The 22,379-nt window shown below is 69.7% G+C and carries 20 protein-coding genes; 11 read left to right on the forward strand and 9 right to left on the reverse strand.

What is annotated here, in order from left to right; all coding sequences use genetic code 11:
* Nucleotides 1-50: 50 nt before the first annotated feature.
* Both ACFXI3_RS19885 and ACFXI3_RS19890 read right to left on the reverse strand, forming a co-directional pair.
* Complete coding sequence (locus ACFXI3_RS19885) at nt 51-1,232, reverse strand: Gfo/Idh/MocA family protein (protein WP_378401100.1); 1,182 nt, start codon at nt 1,230-1,232, stop codon at nt 51-53.
* A gap of 79 nt (nt 1,233-1,311) precedes the next feature.
* The gene (locus ACFXI3_RS19890) at nt 1,312-2,100 is read right to left on the reverse strand and encodes a DeoR/GlpR family DNA-binding transcription regulator (protein ID WP_378401102.1); all 789 of its coding nucleotides are present in this window, start codon (nt 2,098-2,100) and stop codon (nt 1,312-1,314) included.
* Between the two features lie 233 nt (nt 2,101-2,333).
* Between ACFXI3_RS19890 and ACFXI3_RS19895 the strand changes: the two genes are divergently transcribed.
* From ACFXI3_RS19895 to ACFXI3_RS19915, 5 genes are all read left to right on the forward strand, one after another.
* Nucleotides 2,334-3,161, forward strand: a complete 828-nt coding sequence (locus ACFXI3_RS19895) for an SIS domain-containing protein (RefSeq protein WP_344274459.1) — start codon at nt 2,334-2,336, stop codon at nt 3,159-3,161.
* Complete coding sequence (locus ACFXI3_RS19900) at nt 3,161-4,048, forward strand: 1-phosphofructokinase family hexose kinase (protein WP_378401104.1); 888 nt, start codon at nt 3,161-3,163, stop codon at nt 4,046-4,048. Before ACFXI3_RS19895 ends, ACFXI3_RS19900 begins: the two co-directional genes overlap by 1 nt.
* Complete coding sequence (locus tag ACFXI3_RS19905) at nt 4,045-4,881, forward strand: ketose-bisphosphate aldolase (protein WP_378401106.1); 837 nt, start codon at nt 4,045-4,047, stop codon at nt 4,879-4,881. The genes ACFXI3_RS19900 and ACFXI3_RS19905 overlap by 4 nt, the downstream gene beginning before the upstream one ends.
* Before the next feature lie 273 nt (nt 4,882-5,154).
* Nucleotides 5,155-7,779 carry an HAD family hydrolase gene (locus ACFXI3_RS19910; RefSeq protein WP_378401108.1) on the forward strand — a complete coding sequence of 875 codons (2,625 nt, stop codon included), beginning with the start codon at nt 5,155-5,157 and terminating at the stop codon, nt 7,777-7,779.
* Nucleotides 7,779-8,744: a class I SAM-dependent methyltransferase gene (locus tag ACFXI3_RS19915; protein WP_378401110.1), complete on the forward strand. Its 966-nt coding sequence runs from the start codon at nt 7,779-7,781 to the stop codon at nt 8,742-8,744. Before ACFXI3_RS19910 ends, ACFXI3_RS19915 begins: the two co-directional genes overlap by 1 nt.
* Before the next feature lie 50 nt (nt 8,745-8,794).
* Here ACFXI3_RS19915 and ACFXI3_RS19920 read toward each other — a convergent pair whose 3' ends face one another.
* Nucleotides 8,795-10,252 carry a glucosyltransferase gene (locus ACFXI3_RS19920; RefSeq protein WP_378401112.1) on the reverse strand — a complete coding sequence of 486 codons (1,458 nt, stop codon included), beginning with the start codon at nt 10,250-10,252 and terminating at the stop codon, nt 8,795-8,797.
* A 414-nt stretch (nt 10,253-10,666) separates the two neighbouring features.
* Here ACFXI3_RS19920 and ACFXI3_RS19925 point away from each other — a divergent pair, with 414 nt between their 5' ends.
* Entirely contained in the window at nt 10,667-11,878 is a 1,212-nt protein-coding gene (locus ACFXI3_RS19925; protein WP_378401114.1) for an amidohydrolase family protein, read from the forward strand.
* Between the two features lie 214 nt (nt 11,879-12,092).
* Here ACFXI3_RS19925 and ACFXI3_RS19930 read toward each other — a convergent pair whose 3' ends face one another.
* Complete coding sequence (locus ACFXI3_RS19930) at nt 12,093-12,749, reverse strand: GntR family transcriptional regulator (RefSeq protein WP_378401115.1); 657 nt, start codon at nt 12,747-12,749, stop codon at nt 12,093-12,095.
* Nucleotides 12,750-12,886: 137 nt separating this feature from the next.
* Between ACFXI3_RS19930 and ACFXI3_RS19935 the strand changes: the two genes are divergently transcribed.
* The gene (locus ACFXI3_RS19935; protein ID WP_378401117.1) at nt 12,887-14,353 is read left to right on the forward strand and encodes a chlorohydrolase family protein; all 1,467 of its coding nucleotides are present in this window, start codon (nt 12,887-12,889) and stop codon (nt 14,351-14,353) included.
* Nucleotides 14,354-14,423: 70 nt separating this feature from the next.
* On the opposite strand, the gene ACFXI3_RS19940 is transcribed toward ACFXI3_RS19935, so the two are convergent.
* From ACFXI3_RS19940 to ACFXI3_RS19950, 3 genes are read right to left on the reverse strand one after another with little or no spacing between them, the layout of a single operon-like run.
* Nucleotides 14,424-15,596: an amidohydrolase gene (locus ACFXI3_RS19940; protein WP_378401119.1), complete on the reverse strand. Its 1,173-nt coding sequence runs from the start codon at nt 15,594-15,596 to the stop codon at nt 14,424-14,426.
* Entirely contained in the window at nt 15,593-17,047 is a 1,455-nt protein-coding gene (locus ACFXI3_RS19945; protein ID WP_378401121.1) for a sodium:solute symporter, read from the reverse strand. Before ACFXI3_RS19945 ends, ACFXI3_RS19940 begins: the two co-directional genes overlap by 4 nt.
* Nucleotides 17,044-17,259 carry a hypothetical protein gene (locus tag ACFXI3_RS19950; RefSeq protein ID WP_162834513.1) on the reverse strand — a complete coding sequence of 72 codons (216 nt, stop codon included), beginning with the start codon at nt 17,257-17,259 and terminating at the stop codon, nt 17,044-17,046. Before ACFXI3_RS19950 ends, ACFXI3_RS19945 begins: the two co-directional genes overlap by 4 nt.
* Before the next feature lie 302 nt (nt 17,260-17,561).
* Between ACFXI3_RS19950 and ACFXI3_RS19955 the strand changes: the two genes are divergently transcribed.
* On the forward strand, nt 17,562-17,909 hold the full coding sequence (locus tag ACFXI3_RS19955; RefSeq protein ID WP_378401123.1) for a hypothetical protein: 348 nt from the start codon (nt 17,562-17,564) through the stop codon (nt 17,907-17,909).
* Between the two features lie 22 nt (nt 17,910-17,931).
* Here the strand turns inward: ACFXI3_RS19955 and ACFXI3_RS19960 are convergent, their stop codons facing one another.
* Nucleotides 17,932-18,537 carry a TetR family transcriptional regulator gene (locus tag ACFXI3_RS19960; RefSeq protein ID WP_344272820.1) on the reverse strand — a complete coding sequence of 202 codons (606 nt, stop codon included), beginning with the start codon at nt 18,535-18,537 and terminating at the stop codon, nt 17,932-17,934.
* 101 nt (nt 18,538-18,638) lie between these two features.
* Between ACFXI3_RS19960 and ACFXI3_RS19965 the strand changes: the two genes are divergently transcribed.
* The 3 genes from ACFXI3_RS19965 (at nt 18,639) to ACFXI3_RS19975 (ending at nt 21,114) form a co-directional block, all read left to right on the forward strand.
* On the forward strand, nt 18,639-19,424 hold the full coding sequence (locus ACFXI3_RS19965; protein WP_378401125.1) for an SDR family NAD(P)-dependent oxidoreductase: 786 nt from the start codon (nt 18,639-18,641) through the stop codon (nt 19,422-19,424).
* An 88-nt stretch (nt 19,425-19,512) separates the two neighbouring features.
* Nucleotides 19,513-20,421 carry an NAD-dependent epimerase/dehydratase family protein gene (locus tag ACFXI3_RS19970; protein ID WP_378401127.1) on the forward strand — a complete coding sequence of 303 codons (909 nt, stop codon included), beginning with the start codon at nt 19,513-19,515 and terminating at the stop codon, nt 20,419-20,421.
* A gap of 48 nt (nt 20,422-20,469) precedes the next feature.
* Entirely contained in the window at nt 20,470-21,114 is a 645-nt protein-coding gene (locus tag ACFXI3_RS19975; RefSeq protein WP_344272826.1) for a GntR family transcriptional regulator, read from the forward strand.
* Between the two features lie 283 nt (nt 21,115-21,397).
* Here the strand turns inward: ACFXI3_RS19975 and ACFXI3_RS19980 are convergent, their stop codons facing one another.
* Complete coding sequence (locus ACFXI3_RS19980) at nt 21,398-22,327, reverse strand: carbamate kinase (protein WP_344272828.1); 930 nt, start codon at nt 22,325-22,327, stop codon at nt 21,398-21,400.
* Between the last annotated feature and the right edge of the window lie 52 nt (nt 22,328-22,379).

Below are 22,379 nucleotides of genomic sequence, written 5' to 3' on the forward strand. Positions count from 1 at the left end.
TTTCCTTCCCTTGCGCTAGCGGTGCGGGCGGGGACGGCGGGAGGGCGAGGTCATCTGCGGTTTCCTTCCGGCGGGGAGAAATGGGCGACCAGCGTTTCGGGGAGGGGAGGGATGTCGATCGGCACGGAGCCGGAACGCAGGGATTGCGTGGCGAGCGCGCCCGCCGCCACGGCTTCGCGGGCGGCGATCGGCGACAGTTCCGGCGGGTCGCCGTGCACGACGTAGCGCAGAAATTCGGTCATGGTCAGGAGATCCGCGTCCTCGTGTCCTGATGAGACACCGTCGATCGGGTGCTCGCGGTCTCCGTCCGCTGACCATTCGCGGCGGCGATTCCACACTTTTACTATTCCGCCGCCGGTGTCGCCGAAGTTCTCCGCGCGGCCTTCGGTGCCGATCACCGTGTAGTTGCGCCAGTAATCGGGCGTGAAGTGGCACTGTTCGTAGCTGGCCAGGACACCGTTATCGAGTCGCATGTGGACCATCGAGAGGTCTTCGACGTCGACGACCGGGTTGAGGCCGGTTTGCGCGGCAGGGGGCCAATTGTCGAAGGAAAACCAGTCGTCGGCGAGCCGGTCGCCCTGGCCGCTTCGGTCGGTGATCCCGCCGTAGACGGCCAGATCGCCCATCGCGGTGACGCGGCGGGTGAAGCCGCCGGCGAGGTAGTGGATGACGTCGAGGTCGTGGCTGGCTTTCTGCAGCAGCAACGAGTTCACGCGGCTGCGGTCGGCGTGCCAGTCCTTGAAGTAGTAGTCGCCGCCGTTGCCGACGAAATGGCGGCACCACACGGCTTTCACCTCGCCGATCTCACCGCGCGTCACGACGTCGCGCAAGGTGCGGACGACGGCTGCGTGCCGGAAGTTGTGTCCGATGTAGAGCTTCGTGCCGGTTTCCCGCGCGGCGGCGAGGACCGCGTCCGCGTCGGGAAGCGTGGTGGCGAGCGGCTTTTCGAGGTACACCGCCACGCCGGCGCGGAGCAGGTCGACGGCGATCTCGGCGTGTGTCCAGTCCGGCGAGGTCACTATCGCGGTGTCGACCAGGTTCGCGAGTTCTCGGTGTCCGGACACGATCTCGACGGCTCCGAACATCTCGCGCGCTCGTGCCCGGCCTCGTTCGGCGGGATCCGAAGCGGCCACGATCTCCGCCGCGACCCCGGATTCCGCCACGTGCCGGGCGATCTCGGCGCGCAGGCCGACGCCGACCACGCCGACCCGTAGCACCCCGGGGTTCACCACGTCGCCACCTCACTTCTGCGTGATATTGATCTGCATGATGGCAAATCAATCAGAAATGCGCAATGGGTGGCGAGCCCGCTCATCCGGCGACGACGAGCTCCACGGACGCCGCGGCGAGGTCGGCGGCGAACGAGGCGGGCACCTCGGCGTCGGTGACCAGGACGTCGATCGCGTCGAGCCGGCAGATGCGGGCGAACGTGGCCTTGGTCAGCTTCGTCGCGTCCGCGACCACGATCACCCGCCGCGCGACCTGGCTGAAATGCCTGCTGACCTCGGCTTCTCCCTCGTGCAGCGTGGTCGCGCCGTACTGGGCGCTCAGGCCGTCGACGCCGAGGATGACCGTGTCGAGCGCGAACGCCGAGAGCGCTTCCGAGACGAGCGAGCCGACCAGCTCGTAGGACTGCCGCCGCGCGACGCCGCCGGTCACGACGATCTTGACCTGCGCGCGGACGGACAGCTCGTAGGCGATGTTGAGCGCGTTGGTGACGACGGTCAGCCCGGTTTCGCCGTCGGCGCGGACGAACCGCTCGCTCTTGCCCAGCGCGCGGGCGACCTCGGTGGTCGTGGTGCCGCCGTTGATGCCGACCGTTTCGCCTGGCCGCACCAGGTCCGCGGCGCGGACGGCGATCGCGGTCTTGGCCTCGGCCTGCCGGGCGATCTTGTACTGCAGCGGCAGCTCGTAGCCGGCGCCCAGCGCGGCCGCCCCGCCGTGGGTGCGGGTGATCAGCCGCTGGTCGGCGAGGATCGAGAGGTCCCGCCGCGCGGTCGCGGGGGAGATGCCGAGCGCGTCGCCGATCTCCGCGATCGTGACGTTGCCCCGTTCGCTCACCAATTCGAGCAGGGCGTTCAGGCGTTGCTGGGGCGTCATGCCGGGTCTCTCGTTCCTGGTCGGAGGCGGTTCGGTGCTCATCCTAGAGTGCGCGCCCCGGCAGCTGCGTGATCGAAACTGCTTTTGAACGTATGGACTGATCAAAAACGCTCAAGTAGGGTGCGGGAGGCGATCACGTCCCTCGCCCTGGATCGAAAGGCCTCCATCCCGTGTCCTCCCTTCCGGATGCCCCCGGCTCCTTCGCGGCCGTCGAACTGGCTTCCCAGCCCGACATGTGGCGCGCGGCCGCCGCCCTCGCCCCGTCCGCCGCTCTGCCCCAGCCAGGCGAACGCGTGGCGGTCGTCGGCTGCGGCACCAGCTGGTTCATCGCGATGAGCTACGCCGTCGCCCGCGAACAACGCGGCCACGGGATCACCGACGCCTTCGCCGGCTCGGAATACCCGGCATCGCGGGAATACGACCGCGTCGTGGCGATCTCCCGCTCCGGCACCACGACCGAGATCATCGACCTGCTCGCCGCCCTGCCCGCGCAGCGCACTGTGCTGATCACCGCGGTCGGCGACAGCCCCGCTGCCGAACACGCGGACGAGGTTGTCGAACTTTCCTTCGCCGACGAACAATCCGTCGTGCAGACCCGGTTCGCCACCACCGCGCTCGCCCTGCTGCGCGCCGGCCTCGGCGACGACATCGACCAGCTCGCCGCGGCCTGTTCCGAGGCGTTGACCGAACCGATCGACGACCTGCTCGACGCCGAACAGGTCACCTTCGTCGGCCGCGGCCCCGCGGTAGGCCTGGCCTGCGAAGCCGCGTTGAAAACCCGCGAGGCCGCCCAATTCTGGGCCGAGTCCTATCCCGCCATGGACTACCGCCACGGCCCGATCGCGATCGCTCAGCCAGGCCGTCTCGTCTGGTCGCTGGGTTCGCCGCCCGCCGGACTCGCGGACGACGTCGCCCGCACCGGCGCGCGATTCGTGCACCACGACCTGGACCCGCTGGCCGCACTCGTTGTCGCGCAACGCTTCGCCGTCGCCCTGGCCGCCAGGCGAGGCCTGGACCCCGACCGCCCGCGCTCGCTGACGCGCTCGGTCATCCTCGTCTGATGATCGTCGCCGTGACGCCGAACCCGGCGATCGACGTCACCTACCGGATCGGCGCCCACGCTCCCGGCGAAACGAACCGGGTGCTGGAGGTGCGACGACGACCAGGCGGCAAGGGCGTCAACGTCGCCCGCGTGCTCGCCGCCCTGGACGTCCCGGTCCGGGCGGTGCTCCCGCTGGGCGGCGATGCGGGCCGGTGGCTCGGTTCCGCTTTGGACATTCCGTTCGACGCCGTCCCGATTTCCGGCGAGAACCGCACCACCGTGACGGTGACCGGGGACGGCCATCCGACTGTCTACACCGAACCCGGGCCGGAAGTGTCCGAAGTGGAATGGGCAGCGTTCGGCAGGCGCCTGGCCGAGTGTTTGTCTGGTGCGAGGTTTCTGGTGGTCTCCGGTTCCTTGCCGCGCGGCGCTTCGCCGGACGTGGTCGTTGCGTGGGTCCGCATCGCCAGGGAGCGCGGGGTACGGACCCTGGTCGACGCATCTGGTCCAGCTCTGTTGGCCGCAGCGCGGGCTGGTGCGGTGGTGAAGCCGAACCGGGCCGAGCTTCTCGACGCTACGGCGGCCGCTGATGAGGCCGCCGGTGCGGCGATGCTTCTCCGCCTTGGCGCGGAGCTGGTCGTCGTCTCGCGCGGTGCCGACGGAATTGCTGCCTATACCCGGGGCGGTGTCTTCGCCGTTCCCGCCATCCCCGGCGTGCACGGCAACCCGACCGGGGCCGGAGACGCCGCGACCGCCGGACTGGCCGCCGCCCTCGTCGCCGGCCGCCCCCTGATCGAAGCCTTGCGCGCCGCCGCGGCGCTCGGCGCCGCAGCCGTCCTCCGCCCCGTCGCCGGCGAGGTCGACCTGCCCGCCTACCACCGATTCCTGAACGGAGCCCCCGCATGATCACCCGCCCCGACCTGCCCCGGCTGCTGGCCGCCGCCCGCGAGCGCGGCTCCGCCGTCGGCGCGTTCAACGTGATCATGCTGGAACACGCCGAGGCCATCGCCGAAGGCGCGGAACAAGCCGGATCGCCGGTGGTGCTGCAGATCAGCGAAAACTGCGTCCGCTACCACGGCGGCCTGGCCCCGATCACCGTGGCGTCGCTGGAAATCGCCCGCCGCGCGTCCGTCGACGTGCTGGTGCACCTGGACCACATCGAAGACCCCGAGCTGATCCGCGAAGGCATCGCACTGGGCGTCGACAGCGTGATGTACGACGGATCACGCCTGCCCTATCCGGAAAACCTGCGAACGACCCGGGAAATCGCCGACCGGTGCCACGACGCGGGCGTGGCTGTGGAAGCGGAACTGGGCGAGGTCGGCGGCAAGGACGGCGTACACGCCCCCGGCGCCCGCACCGATCCGGCCGAAGCAGCGGACTTCGTGGCCGCGACCGGTGTCGACGCGCTGGCAGTGGCAGTCGGCACGTCCCACGCGATGGTGGAACGGACCGCTCAGGTGGACCGCTCGCTGATCGCCCGATTGCGAGAAGCCGTCCCGGTCCCGCTGGTATTGCACGGCTCGTCCGGCCTGTCCGACGAAGAACTGCGCGGCGCTGTGGTGAGCGGGATGACGAAGGTGAATATCTCAACGCATCTGAATGGCCTGTTCACACGCTCGGTCCGGCAGTTCCTGGAAGAACAGCCGGAGGCGGTGGACCCGAGAAAGTACGTCAGGCTGGGAAGGACGGCGGTGGCTTCGGAGACTGCTCGGCTTCTGCGCCTGCTTGCCGCTTGACCCGTAATGCCGTAACCGGAAGCGCGAGCTCGCCGGTCAAAAATTTGCGGAGCGACGGCGGGCGGGACCAGGGTCTGCCCAGGAGCAGTTTACGTCGTTTAGCCTAGCCGGATCCGCTGATCGGCCGTCAATGCCGGGTGCGGTGTTCGCGGTCCGGCGGGGCTGGCGCCGAAGAAGCGGTCACGGCAAGATAACTAACCCGTCCGGGTGAATCGGGAAGAAAGGGCTGGGATATCTTTCTTCGAAGAAGACCAGCTTCGAAGAGGGGGAATCATGCCCGACCATAACGAGACCGAGCACCGAAGACTCCGGCAGGTGACCCAGGTCATCGCGGACGGTTCTTGTTCGGTTGTTTCTTTCGATGTTTTCGACACCATTCTCTGGCGGCGCACGCCGCGCCCCGCCGATCTCTTCGGCGTCCTGGGCTCCCGGCTCCGCCGCGGCGGACAGTGCGAGGACTGGGTGTCCGACGCGGCCTTCCGGCGGATGCGCATCGTCGCGGAGCGGAACGCCCGGCGCGAGGCCGCCGGCGGCGAGGTGTCGCTCTTCGACATCTGGCGCGCGATGCCGCTCCGGCATTTCCGGGGCTCCTCGCTGAAAGACCTGGTCCAGGCCGAGGTGGACGCCGAGCGGGACTTCACGGTTGTCGACCTCGACGTCGCGGCCGTCATCGAATCGGCGCGGGACAACGGCGTTCCCGTCGTCCTCGTTTCCGACACGTATTTCACCGAGGACCAGCTGGCGCTCCTGCTGGACCGCCCTGGCCTCGAAGCGCTGAAGGGCGCCCGGGTCTTCCGGTCCCACCAGCACGGCAAGGACAAGGCTTCCGGCCTGTGGGAGATCGTCCTGGCCGAACTCGGCGTCAGCCCCGAGCAGGTGGTGCACGTCGGCGACAACGAGGTCGCCGACTGCGAGGTCCCGGAGAAGCTCGGCATCCGGACCGTGCACTACGAGCGGGTCGACGACGCCTACGCGAGGATCCTCGAGCGGGAGCAGGAGCCGGTCGACCCGTTCGGCGCGTACGCTCCGCACTTCGACCCTGATCGCGGCGACTTCGGCCTCACGAGCCTGCGCGCGAAGACTCTGCAGAGTTTTTCGCCGGAGGGGACCGGCGGGGCGAAGACCGCTTGGCGCTACGGCGCGTCGATCGTCGGGCCGGTGCTGACCGGCTTCGCCGAATGGGTCGCGTTCAAAGCGCACCAGGACGGCACCCCGGTCGTCTGGTGTCCGATGCGCGAAGGCGAACTGTTGTCCGAGCTGGTCAACAACGCGGCACGGGCACGCGGATGGGACGTGACCGCGAAGCCGGTTTGGCTTTCGCGCCAGGTCACTTCGATCGCCGCGCTGGAGAGCGCGGACCGGGAAGAGATCGTCAAGTTCGTGCGAAAGCGCCACGAGCTGACCGTCCGGCAGCTGCTGGAGATGCTGCACCTGCGGGTCGGCGAAGTGCCGCACCTGGCCGAAGACCTCGACACGGTGCTGGACAACGACGAGATCGCGGAGCGGCTGGGCGTAGCGCTCACGGAGATGCCGCATCTGGTCAACCGGCTCGCGGTGACCGCGACGGCGTCGCGAGAGCGGCTCGTCCGGTCGCTGCGCGACGCCGGAGCCCTGGACCGGCCGGACCTGACGCTGGTCGATCTCGGCTGGGGCGGCACGATCCAGCTGCAGCTCGCGCGGGTGCTGCGGCTTGCGGGAATCGACATCGAACCGGCGGGCCTCTATCTCGCGACCGACGACCGGTCCGTCCAGGTCCTGCTCGCCGGCTTGCGCGCCGAAGGCTATCTCGGCCAGTCCGGGCATCCGGCGGACGCGGTCGGCGCGGTGGTCCGCAGCCCCGAGGTGCTGGAGCAGTCGGTCAACGCCCTGTGCGGCTCGCTCGTCGACTTCGCCGAGGACGGCTCGCCGGTGCTGGGCGTCGCGGCGGGCCGGGAGGCCCAGAACCTGGAGCGCGCCGCCGTGCAGAACGGAATCCGGGCGTTTCAGCGGCAGTGGAACCGCTATGTCGCGCTGAACGACACGATGTGGCCGACTCTCGTCGACACCGCGAAGGAACGTTTGGCCAACATCCTCGTCTCCTCGCTGAAGCTGCCTACTGCCGAAGAGGCGTCGGTGTTCGGCAACTGGGAACACGAGGACAACTTCGGTTCGACGGTGGTCACCCGGGTGCTGCCGGACGACCTCGTGCCCGCGGTCCCGTACCTCTCGCCGAGCGACCTCGAAGACCTGCAGATGCGGGATTCGTTCTGGCCCGCGTTGCTCGCGGCGGCCGACCCGCACCTCGGAGCCGCGGCCAGGGCGGTCCACAACGGACTCGTCGACCCGGCCATGTTCGAGCCCGCGGGGGAATCGTCGGCCACGACCCTGCGCTACCGGACCGGGGACGGGCAGTGGCACGACGGGACGAGCCGTCGCGTGCGGATCAACCACAACGGTCTTTCGTTCGCCCGGATGGACGTCCACGACACGGACATCGAACTGGTCTCGCTGGCAGTCCCGGGCAGGCCCGCGCTCGTGCGCGTGGACTGGATCGAGGTCAAGGCCATCGCGGGCGGACGGCCTCGGACCTTGCACTGGAACAGCACGGACGACTTCGCCCGGCTGCACTACGAAGACTGTGCGTGGCTGGGCGCGAACATGGTCGAGTTCCATTCGCCTCTCGCCGCGATCTGGCTTCCCCTCGGGGAAGCCGCGGGCGCGACTGTCAGCTCCCTCCAGGTGACCGTCGCCTTCGCGATGCTCCCGCGGTCCCGATCGGGGCTCGGCTACCGGATGCCGCCCGCCGACCGGACGGCGCGGCTTTCCGCGAAGGTGCGGGACGAGTTCCGCGAACGCGGCGTCATGGGCGTGACGGCGGGCGCCGCCCGGATCGCCGCGCGCCGGCTGAGGGGACACTGATGGACAGCTCTTCGTCGCTGGCCCGGCGTGCCGGAACGAGGGACGATCCGTACGGCCAGATGCGGGAAGCCCGGAAGCAGCCCCTGCTGCTGCATTCGATGACGGTGTTCCGAGAGATCTTCGAGGTCGTTTTCGCGCATCGCGAGATCCGTTCCGTCGTGGAGGTCGGCGTCGAATCGGGCCAGGTCAGCGGCATGTACCTGGATCTGGGAGCGACGGCGGTCTACTGCGTCGATCCCGGTGCGACCGCGCGGCTGCGCGCCACGCTGGCCGAGAACCCGGCTTTGCACCTGGTGACGACGCCCTCGCCGGAGGTTTTGCCGGAACTGCCGGTCGCCGATCTCTACGTGCTCGACGGCGACCACAACTACGCGGTCGTCGAGCGTGAGCTGAGCTGGATCTTCGAGAACGCGCCCGGCGCCGTCGTCGTCATGCACGACCTGATGTGGCCGTGCGCCCGGAGGGATTTGTACTACGAGCCCTCACCGCTCGCCCCGGCTGACAAACACGAGTCGAGCGCGGACGGCCCGACCGCTTGGCATGACGAACTGACGCCTGCCGGGTTTGTCGGAGCGGGAGCGTTCACGGTCGCGCGGCACGCCGGCGGCGAGCGCAACGGCGTGGCCACGGCGGTCGAGGACGTCCTTGGCAGAAAAGGGAATGAGCTGTGGCGGTTCGAACTGGTGCCCGCCGTCTTCGGGATGGGCGTGCTGTATCGCGCGACCCCGGACGCAGACGGGCGGCTGGCGGACGCGTTGCGCCCTTACTCGAATTCGAACCTGCTCGCGACAATGGAAAACAACCGCGTCGCGCTCTATACCCGCGTGCTGCAAATGCAGTACGAAGCGGCGGCGCAGGCCGGGCACGCCGATCAATTGGCTGACACGGTTTCCGCCCAGCGGCGCGAAATCGATCAATTGAAGGCGGAGCTGCGTCGAGCCTGGGAGGCGCTTCGCAAGCGCTGAAATGAGTTAGTTCGCGGCGCGCACCTGTCCGGCAGGTGCGCGCCGCGACGTTATTTCCGGAGCGCGGAGCAGGGGAGCACGACTCCGAACAACAGCGGCTCGCCGGGCGGCGGTTCAGGCGCCACGACGATCGTGACGTCGTCGGGCCCCGGGAAAATCGGGGCGGAGGTCTTTCCGTGTCTCTCGGCGACGAGGGGCACCGGTTGCGGGGCGCGCTCCGCGGGCGGCTTCTCGCAGACGGCTTCGGCGGACCGCAGGCTGGCGCTCCAAGAAGGGCCGAACGACCGGACCGTGGGCAGGGTCCAGTCGCTGAGCAGCTGGATGCCGAGGAACGCGGCCGTCACGATTCCGATCAGCGCGGACGTCCCGGCTCCGCGGGCGTTCCGTGCCGGATCGGAGCGGGCCGCCGCCTGGTCGAGGAGGACGATCACCGCGGTCCACAACAGCAGCAGCGGGACGATCGTGTACCGGGAATCTCCGAGCCCGAAGGATTCCCGGGGCAGGACGCCGCCGGTGCCGCGCAATCCGACCGAGACGAACAGGTAGGCGACGGACGCCAGGAGGGACGCGACAGCGACGACCCGGGCCGGCCGGGCGGCGACGCGCAGGAGGACTGCCAGCCCGGCGAGCACGAGAACACAGACGGCCACCACGATCGGCAATCCCAGGGGCACGTACACGGACGTGAGTTCGCGGTCGCCGACGACTGCGCTGAGGACGACGCGCAGCCCGTAGATCTTGGGGAGGTCCCAGACATTCGTCGGGCTCGCGCGGAACGGCACTGATTGCGTGAAATGCACCCAGGCCTGGACTGCCAGCGCGGCGCACATCGCCGCGGGGGCGAGCAAGGCGAGGCGCCGGCGCGACGTGCGGAGCACGCCGACGATCGCGATCGGCAGGACCAGCGCCGTCAACGGATCCGAGAGCGCCGCCAGCACGACTACCGCCGCGGCTCCGATCTGCCCGCGCAGCGACTTCGACGGAACCAGCAGCACCCAGAAAGCGGCGTACGCGAGATGCCAGTGCAGGTCGCAGATCGCGCCGTTGACTTCGAATCCGGCCTGCGGCAGAAGCGGGACCAGCGCGGTCAGCAGCGCGCGTGCCCACAAGGTCTGGACCACCTTGCCGCTGAGGAACCAGACCAGCAGGGAAACCAGCGCCACGACGAACGCCGCGCTCAGCGCGAGCCAGGCCGCGAACCATTCGACGGGGAGATGCCGGACCGGTTGGGCGAGCAGCCGGGCGACGACCTGGAGATACCCGGCGTGCTGCGCGAAGAGGTTGTCCCAGAAGGAATGCCGCAGCGCCTGATTGACGAAAACGCTGGCGTCCTCGGCCCACGGCACGTCGGGCGCGCGATGCCCGGGGCCGCGGATCAGCTGGAGCCAGGTCGCTGCCAGCAGCCAGGCCGCGCACCAGGCTCCGGTGCGCCAAGGCCGGCGGCCGGGCTCGGCGGGCGGGGAGCCGACGTCGTCGATGGGCCCGGCAACGTCCGGCTGGACGATCACGATCGAACTTCTCCTTGTGAAATCTGTCCCGTGGAACTCGAAGCGGTGCGCGCATTCGCGACCCGAGCCGGCAGGGCTAGGCTGAATGCAGTAATCGATTGCCGATCTGCATTCGATTACTGCTCTTATCGAAAAATCGGAGCAATTTCTTACCGGTATCGACTGTGGTGCGCATCACGTGCTCGCTTTGGCGGTGAGCGGGAAGAGTCACTGCGTCGCGCCGTCGATCGGGCTGATGGTCCCTGGCACCCGATGCCCTTCCCGCGGGCCGGTTCTCCGCTGGCGGGAGAGCGGCGATGAACCTGCTGAGCGGTCGTGTGGCCCGGCGGCTGGCCGCAGTGCTTTCAGATGCTCCGCAGACCTGTCCGGTACTCTTGGTATACCAAAGCGTTCCCGCTGAGAAAGGTGCTCTCCGTGTTGATCCGTGACGTCCGTCCCTGGGGCGGTCAGCGCAGCGACGTCGAGGTGGCCGGCGACCGGATCGTCGCGGTCCGGCCGCATGATCCGGCGGCGGCGCCTGGTCCGGACGCGGTCGAGGGGCGCGGGCGGCTGCTGTTCCCCTCGTTCAGCGACGTGCACGTCCACCTCGATTCGACGCGGATCGGGCTGCCGTTCCGGCCGCACACCGGCGCGCCGGGCGTGTGGGCGATGATGCTGAACGATCGCGAGAACTGGCGGAACGCCGAAGTCCCGCTGCCGGAGCGCGTCGCGGGCACGCTGGAGCGGATGATCGCGAACGGGACCACCCGCGTGCGCACCTACGCGCAGGTCGATGTGGACTGCCGGCTCGAGAAGCTCGACGCCGTGCTCGCGGCCAAGGAGCGCTTCGCCAAGCACGCGGAGGTCGAGGTGATGGCGTTTCCGCAGGCCGGGATCCTGCGCGAGCCGGGCACGGCGGATGTGCTGGAGGCCTCGCTGCGCTCGGGTGCGTCGGTCGTCGGCGGGATCGATCCGTGTTCGCTGGACAAGGATCCCAAGGGGCACTTGGACGTCGTGTTCGGGCTGGCCGAGAAGTACGGCGTCGAGGTGGACATCCATCTCCACGAGCCGGGGCATCTCGGCGTGTTCTCGGCCGATCTGGTGATCGAGCGGGTCCGCGCGCTGGACATGCGCGGCAAGGTGACCCTGTCGCACGCGTACGAGCTGGGGTCGGTTTCGGAGGCGGTGAGCCGCCGTCTGATCGACACGTTCGCGGAGCTGGACATCGCGATGGCGACCGTCGCGCCGTCCGTCGACCGGCAGTTGTCGCTCGCGGAGCTGACGACCTCGGGCGTGCGCGTGGGGCTGGGGGAGGACGGCCAGCGCGACTACTGGAGCCCGTACGGCAACTGCGACCTCCTCGATCGCACCTGGCAGCTGGCCTTCACCCACGGCTTCCGCCGCGACGAGCTGATCGAGATGGCGCTGGCGGTCGCGACGATCGGCGGCGCGTCGATCATGAGCCACGACGTCCCGCGGCTGGCGGGCATCGCCGACCGGCCCGGGGTGGCGGTCGGCGACCGCGCGGACCTCGTGCTGGTGGACGGCGAGACTCCGACGAGCGCGGTGATGGACCGCGGCAAGGACCGGACGGTGCTGCACGACGGGGTCGTGGTGGCGGACGGCTTGGCCGTGGTCGACCTCTGACGGGGCGAAGTCCGGCGGGCCGGGGGGAGCCCGCCGGAGTGGTGCCGAGATCTCGCGGCGGTGGCGAAATCTCACCGGTAGCACGCTGGAGGGCGGCCGTTCGTCGGCGCTGGCTGGTCGAATCGCGACGGCCGAGGGATGTCGCTGGCCGTTCGGCAGGTGCTGAGATCTCACCTGCCCGCCGGGCGGAAATGAAGGGCTGGCGGACGCAAGCTCACCCCGCCGAAGCGGCCTCCTCCGCCGGATGCCGCCGCACCGCCTCGCTCGTGCCCGTCGCCAGGTGCGCCAGCACGAGCCGTTCCACCCGTTCGACATCCCGGTCCACGATCGCCTCGTACAGAAGCTCGTGTTCCGCCGCCATGGCTTCCAGGTCGTCGTGCTGGCCGAGCAGCCATCGCATCCGGCTGCGCAGCGTCCGCTCCAGTTCGCCGAGCAGTTCGTTCGCCGACAGCGACGTCACGACCTCGTGGAAATCCGCGGCGGCGCGGCGAGCGGACACCGCGTCGCCCGCTCGGGCGGCGCGCAGTTCCGTGTCCAGCACCTCCCGCAGCCGCGCCAGGCCCTCGCGGGTGCGGCGTTGCGCGGCGAGCCGGAAAGTGAGGCCCTCGAAGGCGGTGCGCACCTCGTTGAGGTCCGCGACATCCGAAGCGGTGAACTCCCGCACCACCGACCACGACCGCGGCCGCGGCGTCACCAGGCCCTCGTTTCCCAGCGCGCGCAACGCATCCCGCACCGGCACCCGGCTCACGCCCATCTCCGCGGCCAGGTCCCGTTCGACCAGCTTGCCGCCGGGAGCCCGCGTGCCGTCGAGGATTTCGTTGCGCAGCCGTTCCGTCACGCGCTCCGATTCCGAGGCGAAACCCGGCTCCATCCGATCCCTTCCCGCCGCCGTCACCGACAGTATCGGCGAACCTTTCCCCAGGTTCCCGGAAAAACCCGCCCCCGGCAAGGTCTGGCCGCCAGGTTCCGCCGTTTGGTATACCTAAATGCACCGACGGAAGGAACCCGATGCGTACTCGCTGGCGTGCGCGCCATGTGCTGGCCCACCAGAACGGACGGCACGTCCTGCTGGAAAACGGCGAGGTCGTGTGGGAGGACGACGTCGTCACCTATGTCGGCCCGCGGTATGCCGGAACGGCCGACCTGGACGTCGACCTCGGCGAAGCGCTCGTCCTCCCGGGCCTGATCGACCTCGACGCGCTGACCGACGTGGACCATCTCGTCCTCGATTCCTGGGCTGCCGCAGACCGTGCGACCGGGCTGCAGTGGTCTGAGGACTACTTCGCGAACCGCCGCCACGACGTTTTCACCCCGGAAGAACGGCAGACCATTCGCGAGTACGCGCTCGTTCAGCTGGCACTGCACGGCATCACGACGTTCATGCCGATCGCGTCGGAGGTCCATTCGTCGTGGGCCGAGCCGTACGAGGAACTCGTCGCGATGGCGGACTTCTCGCGGAACCTCGGGCTGCGCGGATATCTCGGCCCTGCTTACCGTTCCGGCGTCAATGTGGCCACTGTGGACGGTACCCGGACGGTGGCCTTCGACGAGCCCCGCGGCGAGGAGGGGCTGGCTGACGCGCTGCGGTTCCTTGACCACGTAACGAAACTGGACGATCCGCTCGTCAACGGCGTTCTGTTGCCGTGCCGCATCGAAACCCTCACCGAAGACCTCATGCGCGCCACCGCCGACGCCGCGCGGCAGCGTGATGTCCTGGTGCGGCTCCACTGCTTGCAAGGCGTACTGGAGCGGGAACTGATCCTGGACCGTTACGGCGTAACGCCACTGGAAATGCTCAAGCGCACCGGCCTGCTCGGCGACCGGCTGCTGATCCCGCACGGTCAGGTACTCGACCGCCACCCCGACGTCTACGGCGAGGACCGCGGTGATGTCGCGGCGCTCGCCGCAGCCGGTGCGTCGGTGATCCATTGCCCGCTCACGTCCTTCCGCTACGGCCACGCCCTGCGCTCCTTCCGCGACTACCGCGAAGCGGGCCTGAACCTGTGCCTGGGCACCGATTCCTTCCCGCCGGACCTGGTGCGCGGCATGGACGTCGGCGTGCATCTGGCGAAGGTCATGGACGACCGCGCCGACGCCGCCCCGGCGGAGTGGTACGTCGAAGCCGCGACGCTCGGTGGTGCCCGCGCGCTCCGTCGCGAGGACCTCGGCAAGCTGGCTCCGGGCGCGCAAGCGGACCTTGTCGCGTTCCACGTCGGCGACCTCCGCGACGGTGTGCGGGACGATCCGATCCGGACGTTCCTGCTCAGCGGAACCGCCCGCCAGGCAACGCATTCCGTCGTCGCGGGGCGGCCGGTGCTGGTCGACGGACACGTGCCCGGCGTCGACGAGCAGGGCCTCCGCCGTCGTGCGCAGGCGTTGTTCGAGAAGATGCGCGCCGCGTATTCGGAGCGGGACGTCGAACGCCGGGAGGCGGGGGAGTTGTTCCCTCCGACCTTCCCGGCGTTCCAGGAATAACCCGGCTGCTGTCCGTGAGGGGAACCCTGAGGGACTCAGAGTCTCCCAGGGTTCCCCTCACGGACCGGGGCTAGCGCCGCGATACGACAGCCCCGCCCTTCACCACGAGCCGCCGCGGAGGATGGGACACGACGGCTTCGGCCGGGTACACTGTGTCTATCAAGAAGAAATCAGCGTGGTCGCCGATCCGCAGGCCGTAATCCTTGAGCCGTAACGCTTTCGCGCCGCCGTACGTCGCCGCGTGCAGCGCGAGTTCGATCTCCGGGTCGGTCCGGAACGAGCTGCGGTACGCCAGGTGCATGGTGCGCGTCAGCATGTCTCCGTCGCCGTACGGTCCCCACAGGTCGCGGATGCCGTCGTTGCCGCACGCGGCGTTCGCGCCCGCGGCGCGCATTTTGGCCAGCGGCGGCACCGGCCGGTCGTAGACCGCCGCGGTGGTGAGCGTGATCTGCTGCTCCGCGAGGCGCTCGATCAGCCGGTCCTGCTGCGCGTCCGGGATGCCGCAGATGCCGAACGCGTGCCCGATCGCGACCTTCCCGGCGAGGCCGAGCGCCTTCGTCCGCTCGATGATCAGCTCGATTTCCCAGGCCCCGAGCGGACCTTCGTCGTGCAGGTGCAGGTCGACGCCGCAGCCGTGCCGGGCGGCGATGTCGAAGATCGCGTCGAGATGCCCGCGCGGATCGCGGTCGTAGCCGGCCGGATCGATGCCGCCGACGTTCTCCACTCCGGACGCCACCGCCCGCTCCAGCAGCTCCAGCGTGCCGGGCCGGGTGAGCAGGCCGCCCTGGGGGAAGGCGACCTGCTCGACGGTGACCCGGCCGCGATGCCGCGCCGCCGCCTCCCGCACCGCCTCGATGCCGGACAGCCCCAGTTCGGGGTCGACATCGGTGTGCGTGCGGACGAAGGAAGTGCCGTTCGCGATCATCGCGCCGAGCAGCGCGGCCGCGGGTTCGGGCGAGGGGAGCCCGAACTCCTTGCGGCGGTGCTGTTCGTTCGAGATCCGGTCGGCGAGGACCGAGCCCGAGGTGTTCGGCACCCAGGGGAGGCCCCACAGGGTCTTGTCGAGGTGACAGTGGGCGTCGACGAGGCTGGGCAGGAGCAGCGCGCCCTCGCCGTCCTCGACCGGGACGTCAGCCGGGGCCTCCGCGGCGGAAGGTCCGAATCCGGCGATCCGGCCGGCGCGCACCAGCACGTCCGTCGGATCGCCGCCGCCGGGCCGGACGTTGCGCAGCAACAGATTCACGCGACCCCCTCCACGGCCTCGGCGCGAACCGTCGGCTCGCGTCGTTCGGAGGTGGCGAGGCTGACGCCGACCGTGAGCACGACGTTGACGATGATCGCGAGAAGGCCGGGATTGAGGCCCCACAACGTGTTCTTCGACGCGAGGACCGTCCACGCGACGATCGCGACGCCGACCACGAGCCCGGTCGCCGCGCCAGCCTTGGTCAGCCGCCGCCACACCAGCCCCAGCACGATCGCCGGGAAGAACTGGGAGACGCCGTTCTGGCCGGTCAGCAGCAGGTTCACCAGCAGCGCGGGCTGGAAGATCGCGAACAGCAGCGCCACCGCCGTCACCACGACGACCAGGCCGCGCGACAGCCGGAACACGCCCAGTTCGGAGGTCTTCGGCCGCAGGACGCCCTGGTAGACGTTGCGGGCCAGCAGCGTCGCGGACTGCAGGAGCAGCAGGCTGATCGGCACGATCGCGGCCAGCGCGCCCGCGCCGCCGACGAGCCCGACCACCCACGACGGCATGGTCTTCACCGTCAGCGAAAGCAGCGCGCCGTTGGTGGCGCTGCCCTTCAGGCCCGGCACGACCAGCACCGCGGCGAAGCCGACGAACAGCGTCAGCGCGATCAGGATCTGGTACAGCGGAAGGTAAATCGCGTTGCGGCGGATCGTCTGCTCGGACTTCGCGGTGTACATCGCGGCCAGCGCGTGCGGGAACATGAAGAACGCCGCGCTTGTGACGAGCAGGGTCGACATCATCCACGGCACGCCGAGCGGGCTGCCCGGCGCCGGCACGCCGAGGAAACCGGGGTGCTGTGCCTGCACGGTGTCGATGAGATGCCCGAAGCCGCCGAAGTAGTGCACCGGGATCGCGATGCCGACGACCAGCACGGTGCCGATCAGCAGGATGTCCTTGAGCACCGACACCCACGCGGCGGCCTTCATGCCGGACGCGTAGACGAACACCGCGATCAGCACCACCGCGAGCACCATGCTGGTGACCCGGTTGATGCCGGTCGTCGTCTCGACGATCTGGCCGAGGCCGAGCAGCTGCGCCTCGATGTAGGGGATCATGAACGCCACGCCGACGATCGCGGTGAGCGCGCCGAACCACGGGCTGCGGAACCGGTGGGTGAAGAAATCCGCTTGCGTGACGAGGTTGTGCTTCTTCGCGTACCTCCACAGTGGAGGGAGGAAGAAGTAGGACAGGACGAAGGCGCACGTGCCGTAGCCGGCGATGTAGAACGCCGCGCCGCCGTTGGCGTAGGCGAATCCGGAGGCGCCGAGATAAGTGAAGGTCGAGTAAGTCTCGCCTGCGGCGAGCACCCAGAACAGCAGCGTCCCGTACGACCGGCCGGCGACTGTCCACTGTTCGAGGTTCATCTGCTTCCGGCCGCGCGCGGCCAGTCCGATGACCACCGCCAGCGCCACCACGGCCAGCGCTACCACCGCGCCCGCGTTCATCGCTGCTCCTGCTCGGTTTCGGCGGCGCTCGGGCGCCGGATGCGGTCGGCGACGCCGAGGAAGACGGGCGTGAGGGCCACCCAGAGCAGGATCCAGAACCCGATCTCGGGCAGGAACCAGATCCGGCCGTCGCCGCTGAACCAGGGCAGGCCGCCGATCATCGCCACGTAAGGGGTGAAGGCCACCGCGGCCACCACTGCGGAACGCTTCATCGCGCACACCCTTCGTTGTTTGGTATACCATAAGCGCGGCTGGTGGCGGGTTGTCAAGGGTGCGGACGGGAACGATGCGGGCTCGCGACCGTTCCGGGCCGCTGGTGGCGGTTGGTGTGCTGGCGGTGGCGGAAAGTGGTTCGGCTGGTGCCGAGCGCGGACGCGGGGCCGTTTGTCCGATTTGGACGCGGCTTGGCCTGGCTGCGGTGCCCGACCCGGGCTTTGGTAGACCGAATTGCCTGGGTAAACCGGTCGCCCGCGCTTCCTGTCGGCGGTTACCGTGCCGTCGAAAGGGGGACATGATGGACAACCCGACGACCGAGCTGTGGCGTCCGACCGGCCCGGCCGAACTGGAGCTGGTGCGTGAGTCCGGCTGGCGCGCGTGGCCGCCGCGGCTGCCGGAACAGCCGATCTTCTACCCGGTGCTGAACGAGGACTACGCGGTGAAGATCGCGCGGGACTGGAACGTCCGGCACGACGGTGCGGGTTACGTGACCCGCTTCCGCGTCGAAACGGCGTTCCTGGCCCGCTATCCGGTGCGGCAGGCCGGTGGCGAGACGATCCTGGAGCTGTGGGTTCCGGCTGAGGAATTGCCGGAGTTCAACGAGCACCTGGTCGGGGAGATCGAGGTCGTGCACGAGTTCCGCTGACCGGCGGCTCGCGAGCGTGGTGCTAGCCGCTCGCGAGCCCGGCGGACAGCCCGCGGAAACACCGGACCGCCAGCTCGACCGGCGCCGCTTCCTCGTCGGTCCCGGCCCAGATCTCCAGCGAAATCCGGATCGCGTCCGTCGCCGCCGCGGCGACCAGGTGCACCGTCACCTCGTCCGTCTCCGGCGCCAGCCGGGCCAGCACCGGGCGCAGCCGGGTTTCGGATTCGCCGTTCACCCGGTGCCACACGGCCGCCAGCGCCGAATCGTCCCCGCTCGCGGCTCGCAGCAATCCGCGCGTCCACGAGAATTCCCGGGTGGCATCGGCGGCGGAGATCGTCTTGTGGATCGCGTCTTCGACCGCCTTCAGCAACGGCGTGCCTTCGGGTGTCGACGCGAGGTGTTCCCGCCACGAATCGGCGCCGACGACCAGCAGCGGTGCGACCGCGTCCTCTTTGGTGCGGAAGTAGCGGTAGAACGTGCGCGGCGCGACGCCCGCCGCGGCGGCGATCGCTTCCGCGGTCGTCCCCTGTGCGCCATGCTCGGTGAACAGGCGCGCGGCGGCGCGGGCGATGTCGAGTTGCGTCGCCGCTTTGCGCCGTTCGGTCAGGGTCGGGGTCTTTCCGCTCACCAGGGCCACGCTACCCGATTCCTGCCAAGCGTGCCTGTCTCGCCAGAGTGGCACAGTCTGCCATCTAGGCGTAACGTGACGGTTGGAGAAAGGAGCGGACCATGAACCGTTACGAAGGACGCCGCGTACTGGTCACTGGAGCGGGCTCGGGCATCGGGCAGGCGACGGTCCTGCGGATGCTGGCCGAGGGCGGGCGCGTCGTCGCCGCCGACGTGAGCGAAGCGGGCCTGGCGGACACCGTCGAGAAGGCGGGCGACGCGGCGGACCGGCTGGGCACTGTGGTCGTGAACGTCGCCGACGAAGCGTCGGTCAAGTCTGGGGTCGCGTCGGCGGTCGAGAAGCTCGGCGGGCTGGACGCGGTCGTCAACGCCGCCGGCATCCTGCGGTCGGCGCACACGCACGAGATGCCGCTCGAGGCGTTCGAGCAGGTGCTGCGCGTCAACCTGGTCGGCACGTTCCTGGTGATCCGCGAGTCGATCCCGGCGCTGCGCGCGGGTTCCGCGCCCGCGGTGGTGAACTTCAGTTCGACGTCCGCGATGTTCGCGCACCCGTACATGGCGGCGTACGCGGCGAGCAAGGGCGGCATCCAGTCGATGACGCACGCGCTGGCGTCCGAATACGCGAAGGACGGCATCCGGTTCACCGCCGTGCAGCCCGGTTCGATCTCGTCCGGCATGACCGACGGCAGCGGCAAGAGCAAGCAGAGCGTCGGCCCCGGCTTCCCCGAGGACGCCGATTTCACCCTGCTCGGCAAGCTGCTTCCCGCGCTGGGCCAGGGTTTCGCCGGCCCGGAGACGGTCGCGTCGGTCGTCGCGATGCTCGCCAGCGAGGACGCGGCGTTCATCACCGGCACCGAGGTCCGCATCGACGGCGGCACGCACTTCTGATGCGCGATTCGTTCAAGAACCGGCGGGCGGCCGGGCCGTAGCTTCGCGGCATGACAAAGTTTTCGACCGCCCGCTGCGAGGCGCCGCGATGATCCTCGTGACCGGCGGCCTCGGCATGATCGGCGCGCACACGGCCAGGGCGCTCGCCGATCTCGGACAAGACGTCCTGGTCACCGGGCACCGGCGGACGGACGTCCCGTCGTTCCTGGCCGGACGGGTCGCCGTGGAAACGCTCGACGCGACCGACCGGGACGCCTTCCTCGCGCTCGGCGGCCGGTACGACATCAGCGCGATCGTCCACCTGGCGGGCAGCATCCCGGGCGACGACCCGGTCGCGTTCTTCCGGACGGACCTGGCCGGCCTGACCAACGCCCTGGACGCGGCTCGCGCGTGGCAGGTGCGGCGGTTCGCGGTCGCGAGCAGCCTCGGCGTGTACATCGGACGCGACGAGCCGTCCTGGCACGAGGAGCTGCCGCTGCCGACCGCGGACCTGCCGCATCTGATCGTGGCGTTCAAGAAGGCCGTCGAACCGCTGACGACGCACAGCCTGCAGGGGAGCGGCGTCGAGCCGGTGGTGCTGCGGATCGGGACCGTGTGGGGGCCGCTCGTGGACCCGGACTCGCCGTTCTTCCCGATTCCGTCGTATCTCAACGCGGGCCTCAGTGGCGGCACGCCGCGTTCGCTGGTCGCGGACGAGGGGTTCGACTGCTGTTACGCACCGGACGCCGGGCGTGCGATCGCGTCGCTGATGACGGCGCCTTCGCTGAAATATCAGACGTACAACGTGTCGAGCGGACAGCCGGTGACGAACCGGGAGTTCGCCGAGGCACTGGCGGAACTGGTGCCGGGCCTGCCGGATCGGCTGCAGCCAGGCGGCGAGACCGGGCCGTATCTGGATATTTCGCGGCTCAGGGAGGAAACGGGCTTCGCGCCGGAGTTCGATGTGCGGGCGGCGGTGGCGGATTACGCGGCGTGGCGCAAGGCCAATCCGCGCTGATCGACTGGCCACAGTGGACGGTCCCGGCGGTGGTGCGAGAATGGCCGGATGGCAGCAGAACAGGGCGTCGAATCCGAGACGGACCGGGTCGTCCGGCAGCTCCGGGACGAGATCCTGGACGGGGCGCGCAAGCCGGGCAGCAAGCTGGTCGAACGGGACCTCGCCGCGGACCTGGGCGTGAGCCGCGTTCCGGTGCGGGACGCGCTGAAAGCGCTGGTCGCGGAAGGGCTGGTCACGCCGAGGCCCCGGACGTGGGCGGTGGTGCGGGAGTTCACCGCGAGCGACATCGCGGACCTGCAGGAAGTGCGTGCCGCGCTGGAGGTCCTGACGTTCAAGCTCGCGGCGATCCGCCATTCGCGCGGCGGGCTGGACCAGCTCCGGGCCGCGCTGGAGGAGGAAACGGCCGCCGCTTCCGCCGGGGACGCGGTGACGGCGCATCGCGCGGCGGCGGATTTCCACGAGGCCGTGACGGCGATGGCGGGCAACGAGCTGCTGAACGAGCTGGAACTGACGCTGCGCAGCCGGATGCGGTGGTTGCTGGGACAGCACGAGGATCTGGAGCGGGTCGCCGGGGAGCATCGCGAGCTTTACGACGCTATTGCGCGGCGGGATGTGGACACCGTCGAGGCGCTGTTGATGGAGCACATGGAGAGCGGGCGGCATTTGCGCGGGCTGGGGCGCGGGGAGGATTGAGGCCCTGCACAACTGCCCGTGCGTGCCGGGAGTTGCCGATCCCCGGGAGCGCAACGAGATCGAGCGCTGAGCCGCGCACCCGGCGCAGGCGGAGAGCGATCCGACGGCGAGAATCGCTCCCGGTCTGGAGAACGAGCGGCCGCCAGTTCGCCCGGCAACGGCCGGGGTGCGAGCGGCTGCGGAACGTCCGGCGCCGGGCGCGACCGATCCGGCCGAACGGAAACCGGCGGACGGCACCAGGACCTCCGCCCGGATAGCCCCCGCTACCGCCCGCCGGAAGAACTCAGGCGTACACGATCCCGTCCGCGTCCCCGCGAATCTCGGTGCCGATCTTCCGCGCGAGCAAGTCGTCCAGCCGGTCCAACGGCCCGATCAACGCCCGGCCACCGGCCCGCGCCACGCGGATCGCGGCGTCCACCTTCGGTTTCATCGAGCCTTCGGCGAACTCCAGCTTTCCGATCGCCTCCGCCGACGCGGTGAGGATGTCCCGCTGGTGCGGCGTTCCCCAATTCTCCGTGACGTAATCCGCGTCCGTCAGCATGATCAACGTGTCCGCGCCCAGCTCCGCACTCAGCGCGGCACCGGCGAGATCCTTGTCCACCACAGCCTGCATCCCGGTTTGCCGCTTGCCGTCCGGATCCGTCTTCACCGGCACGCCGCCACCGCCGACGCACACCACCAGGTGGCCGTTTTCCAGCAGCAGCCGCACCAGCGGCGCCTGCACGACGCGGATCGGCTCCGGTGACGGCACCACCCGGCGGAACGCGCCGCCGTCGCGAGCGATCGTCCAGCGGTACTCCGCCGCCGCTTCGGCCGCGTCTTGGGCGGAATACTGCGGGCCGATCAGTTTGGTCGGGCGTTCGAACGCCGGATCCTCCTCGTCGACCACCGTCGTCGAGATCAGCGCGACTACCTCGCGCTCGCCGCCGAGAGCGTTCGACAGTTCCTGCTGGATCACGTATCCGATCATGCCCTGCGTCTCGGCGCCGAGAATGTCCAGCGGATACGCCGCGACGTCCTGGTACGCCAGGTTCTGCAGCGCCAGCAAACCGACCTGCGGCCCGTTGCCGTGGATGATCACCAGTTCGTGCTCGCGGGCCAGGCCGGCCAGCGCCTGGCAGGTCGACCGCACGTTCGCCCGCAGCCGGTCGGCCGTCATCGGCTCTCCGCGCTTCGCGAGGGCGTTGCCGCCGAGGGCCACGACTACCCGCATCCTTGTCCTCCTCGCCCGCCGGTCCAGGACCGGTACCTGCATCAGAATAGAT

The organism is Amycolatopsis sp. NPDC059235, from assembly GCF_042754125.1.
GTDB lineage: Bacteria > Actinomycetota > Actinomycetes > Mycobacteriales > Pseudonocardiaceae > Amycolatopsis > Amycolatopsis albidoflava.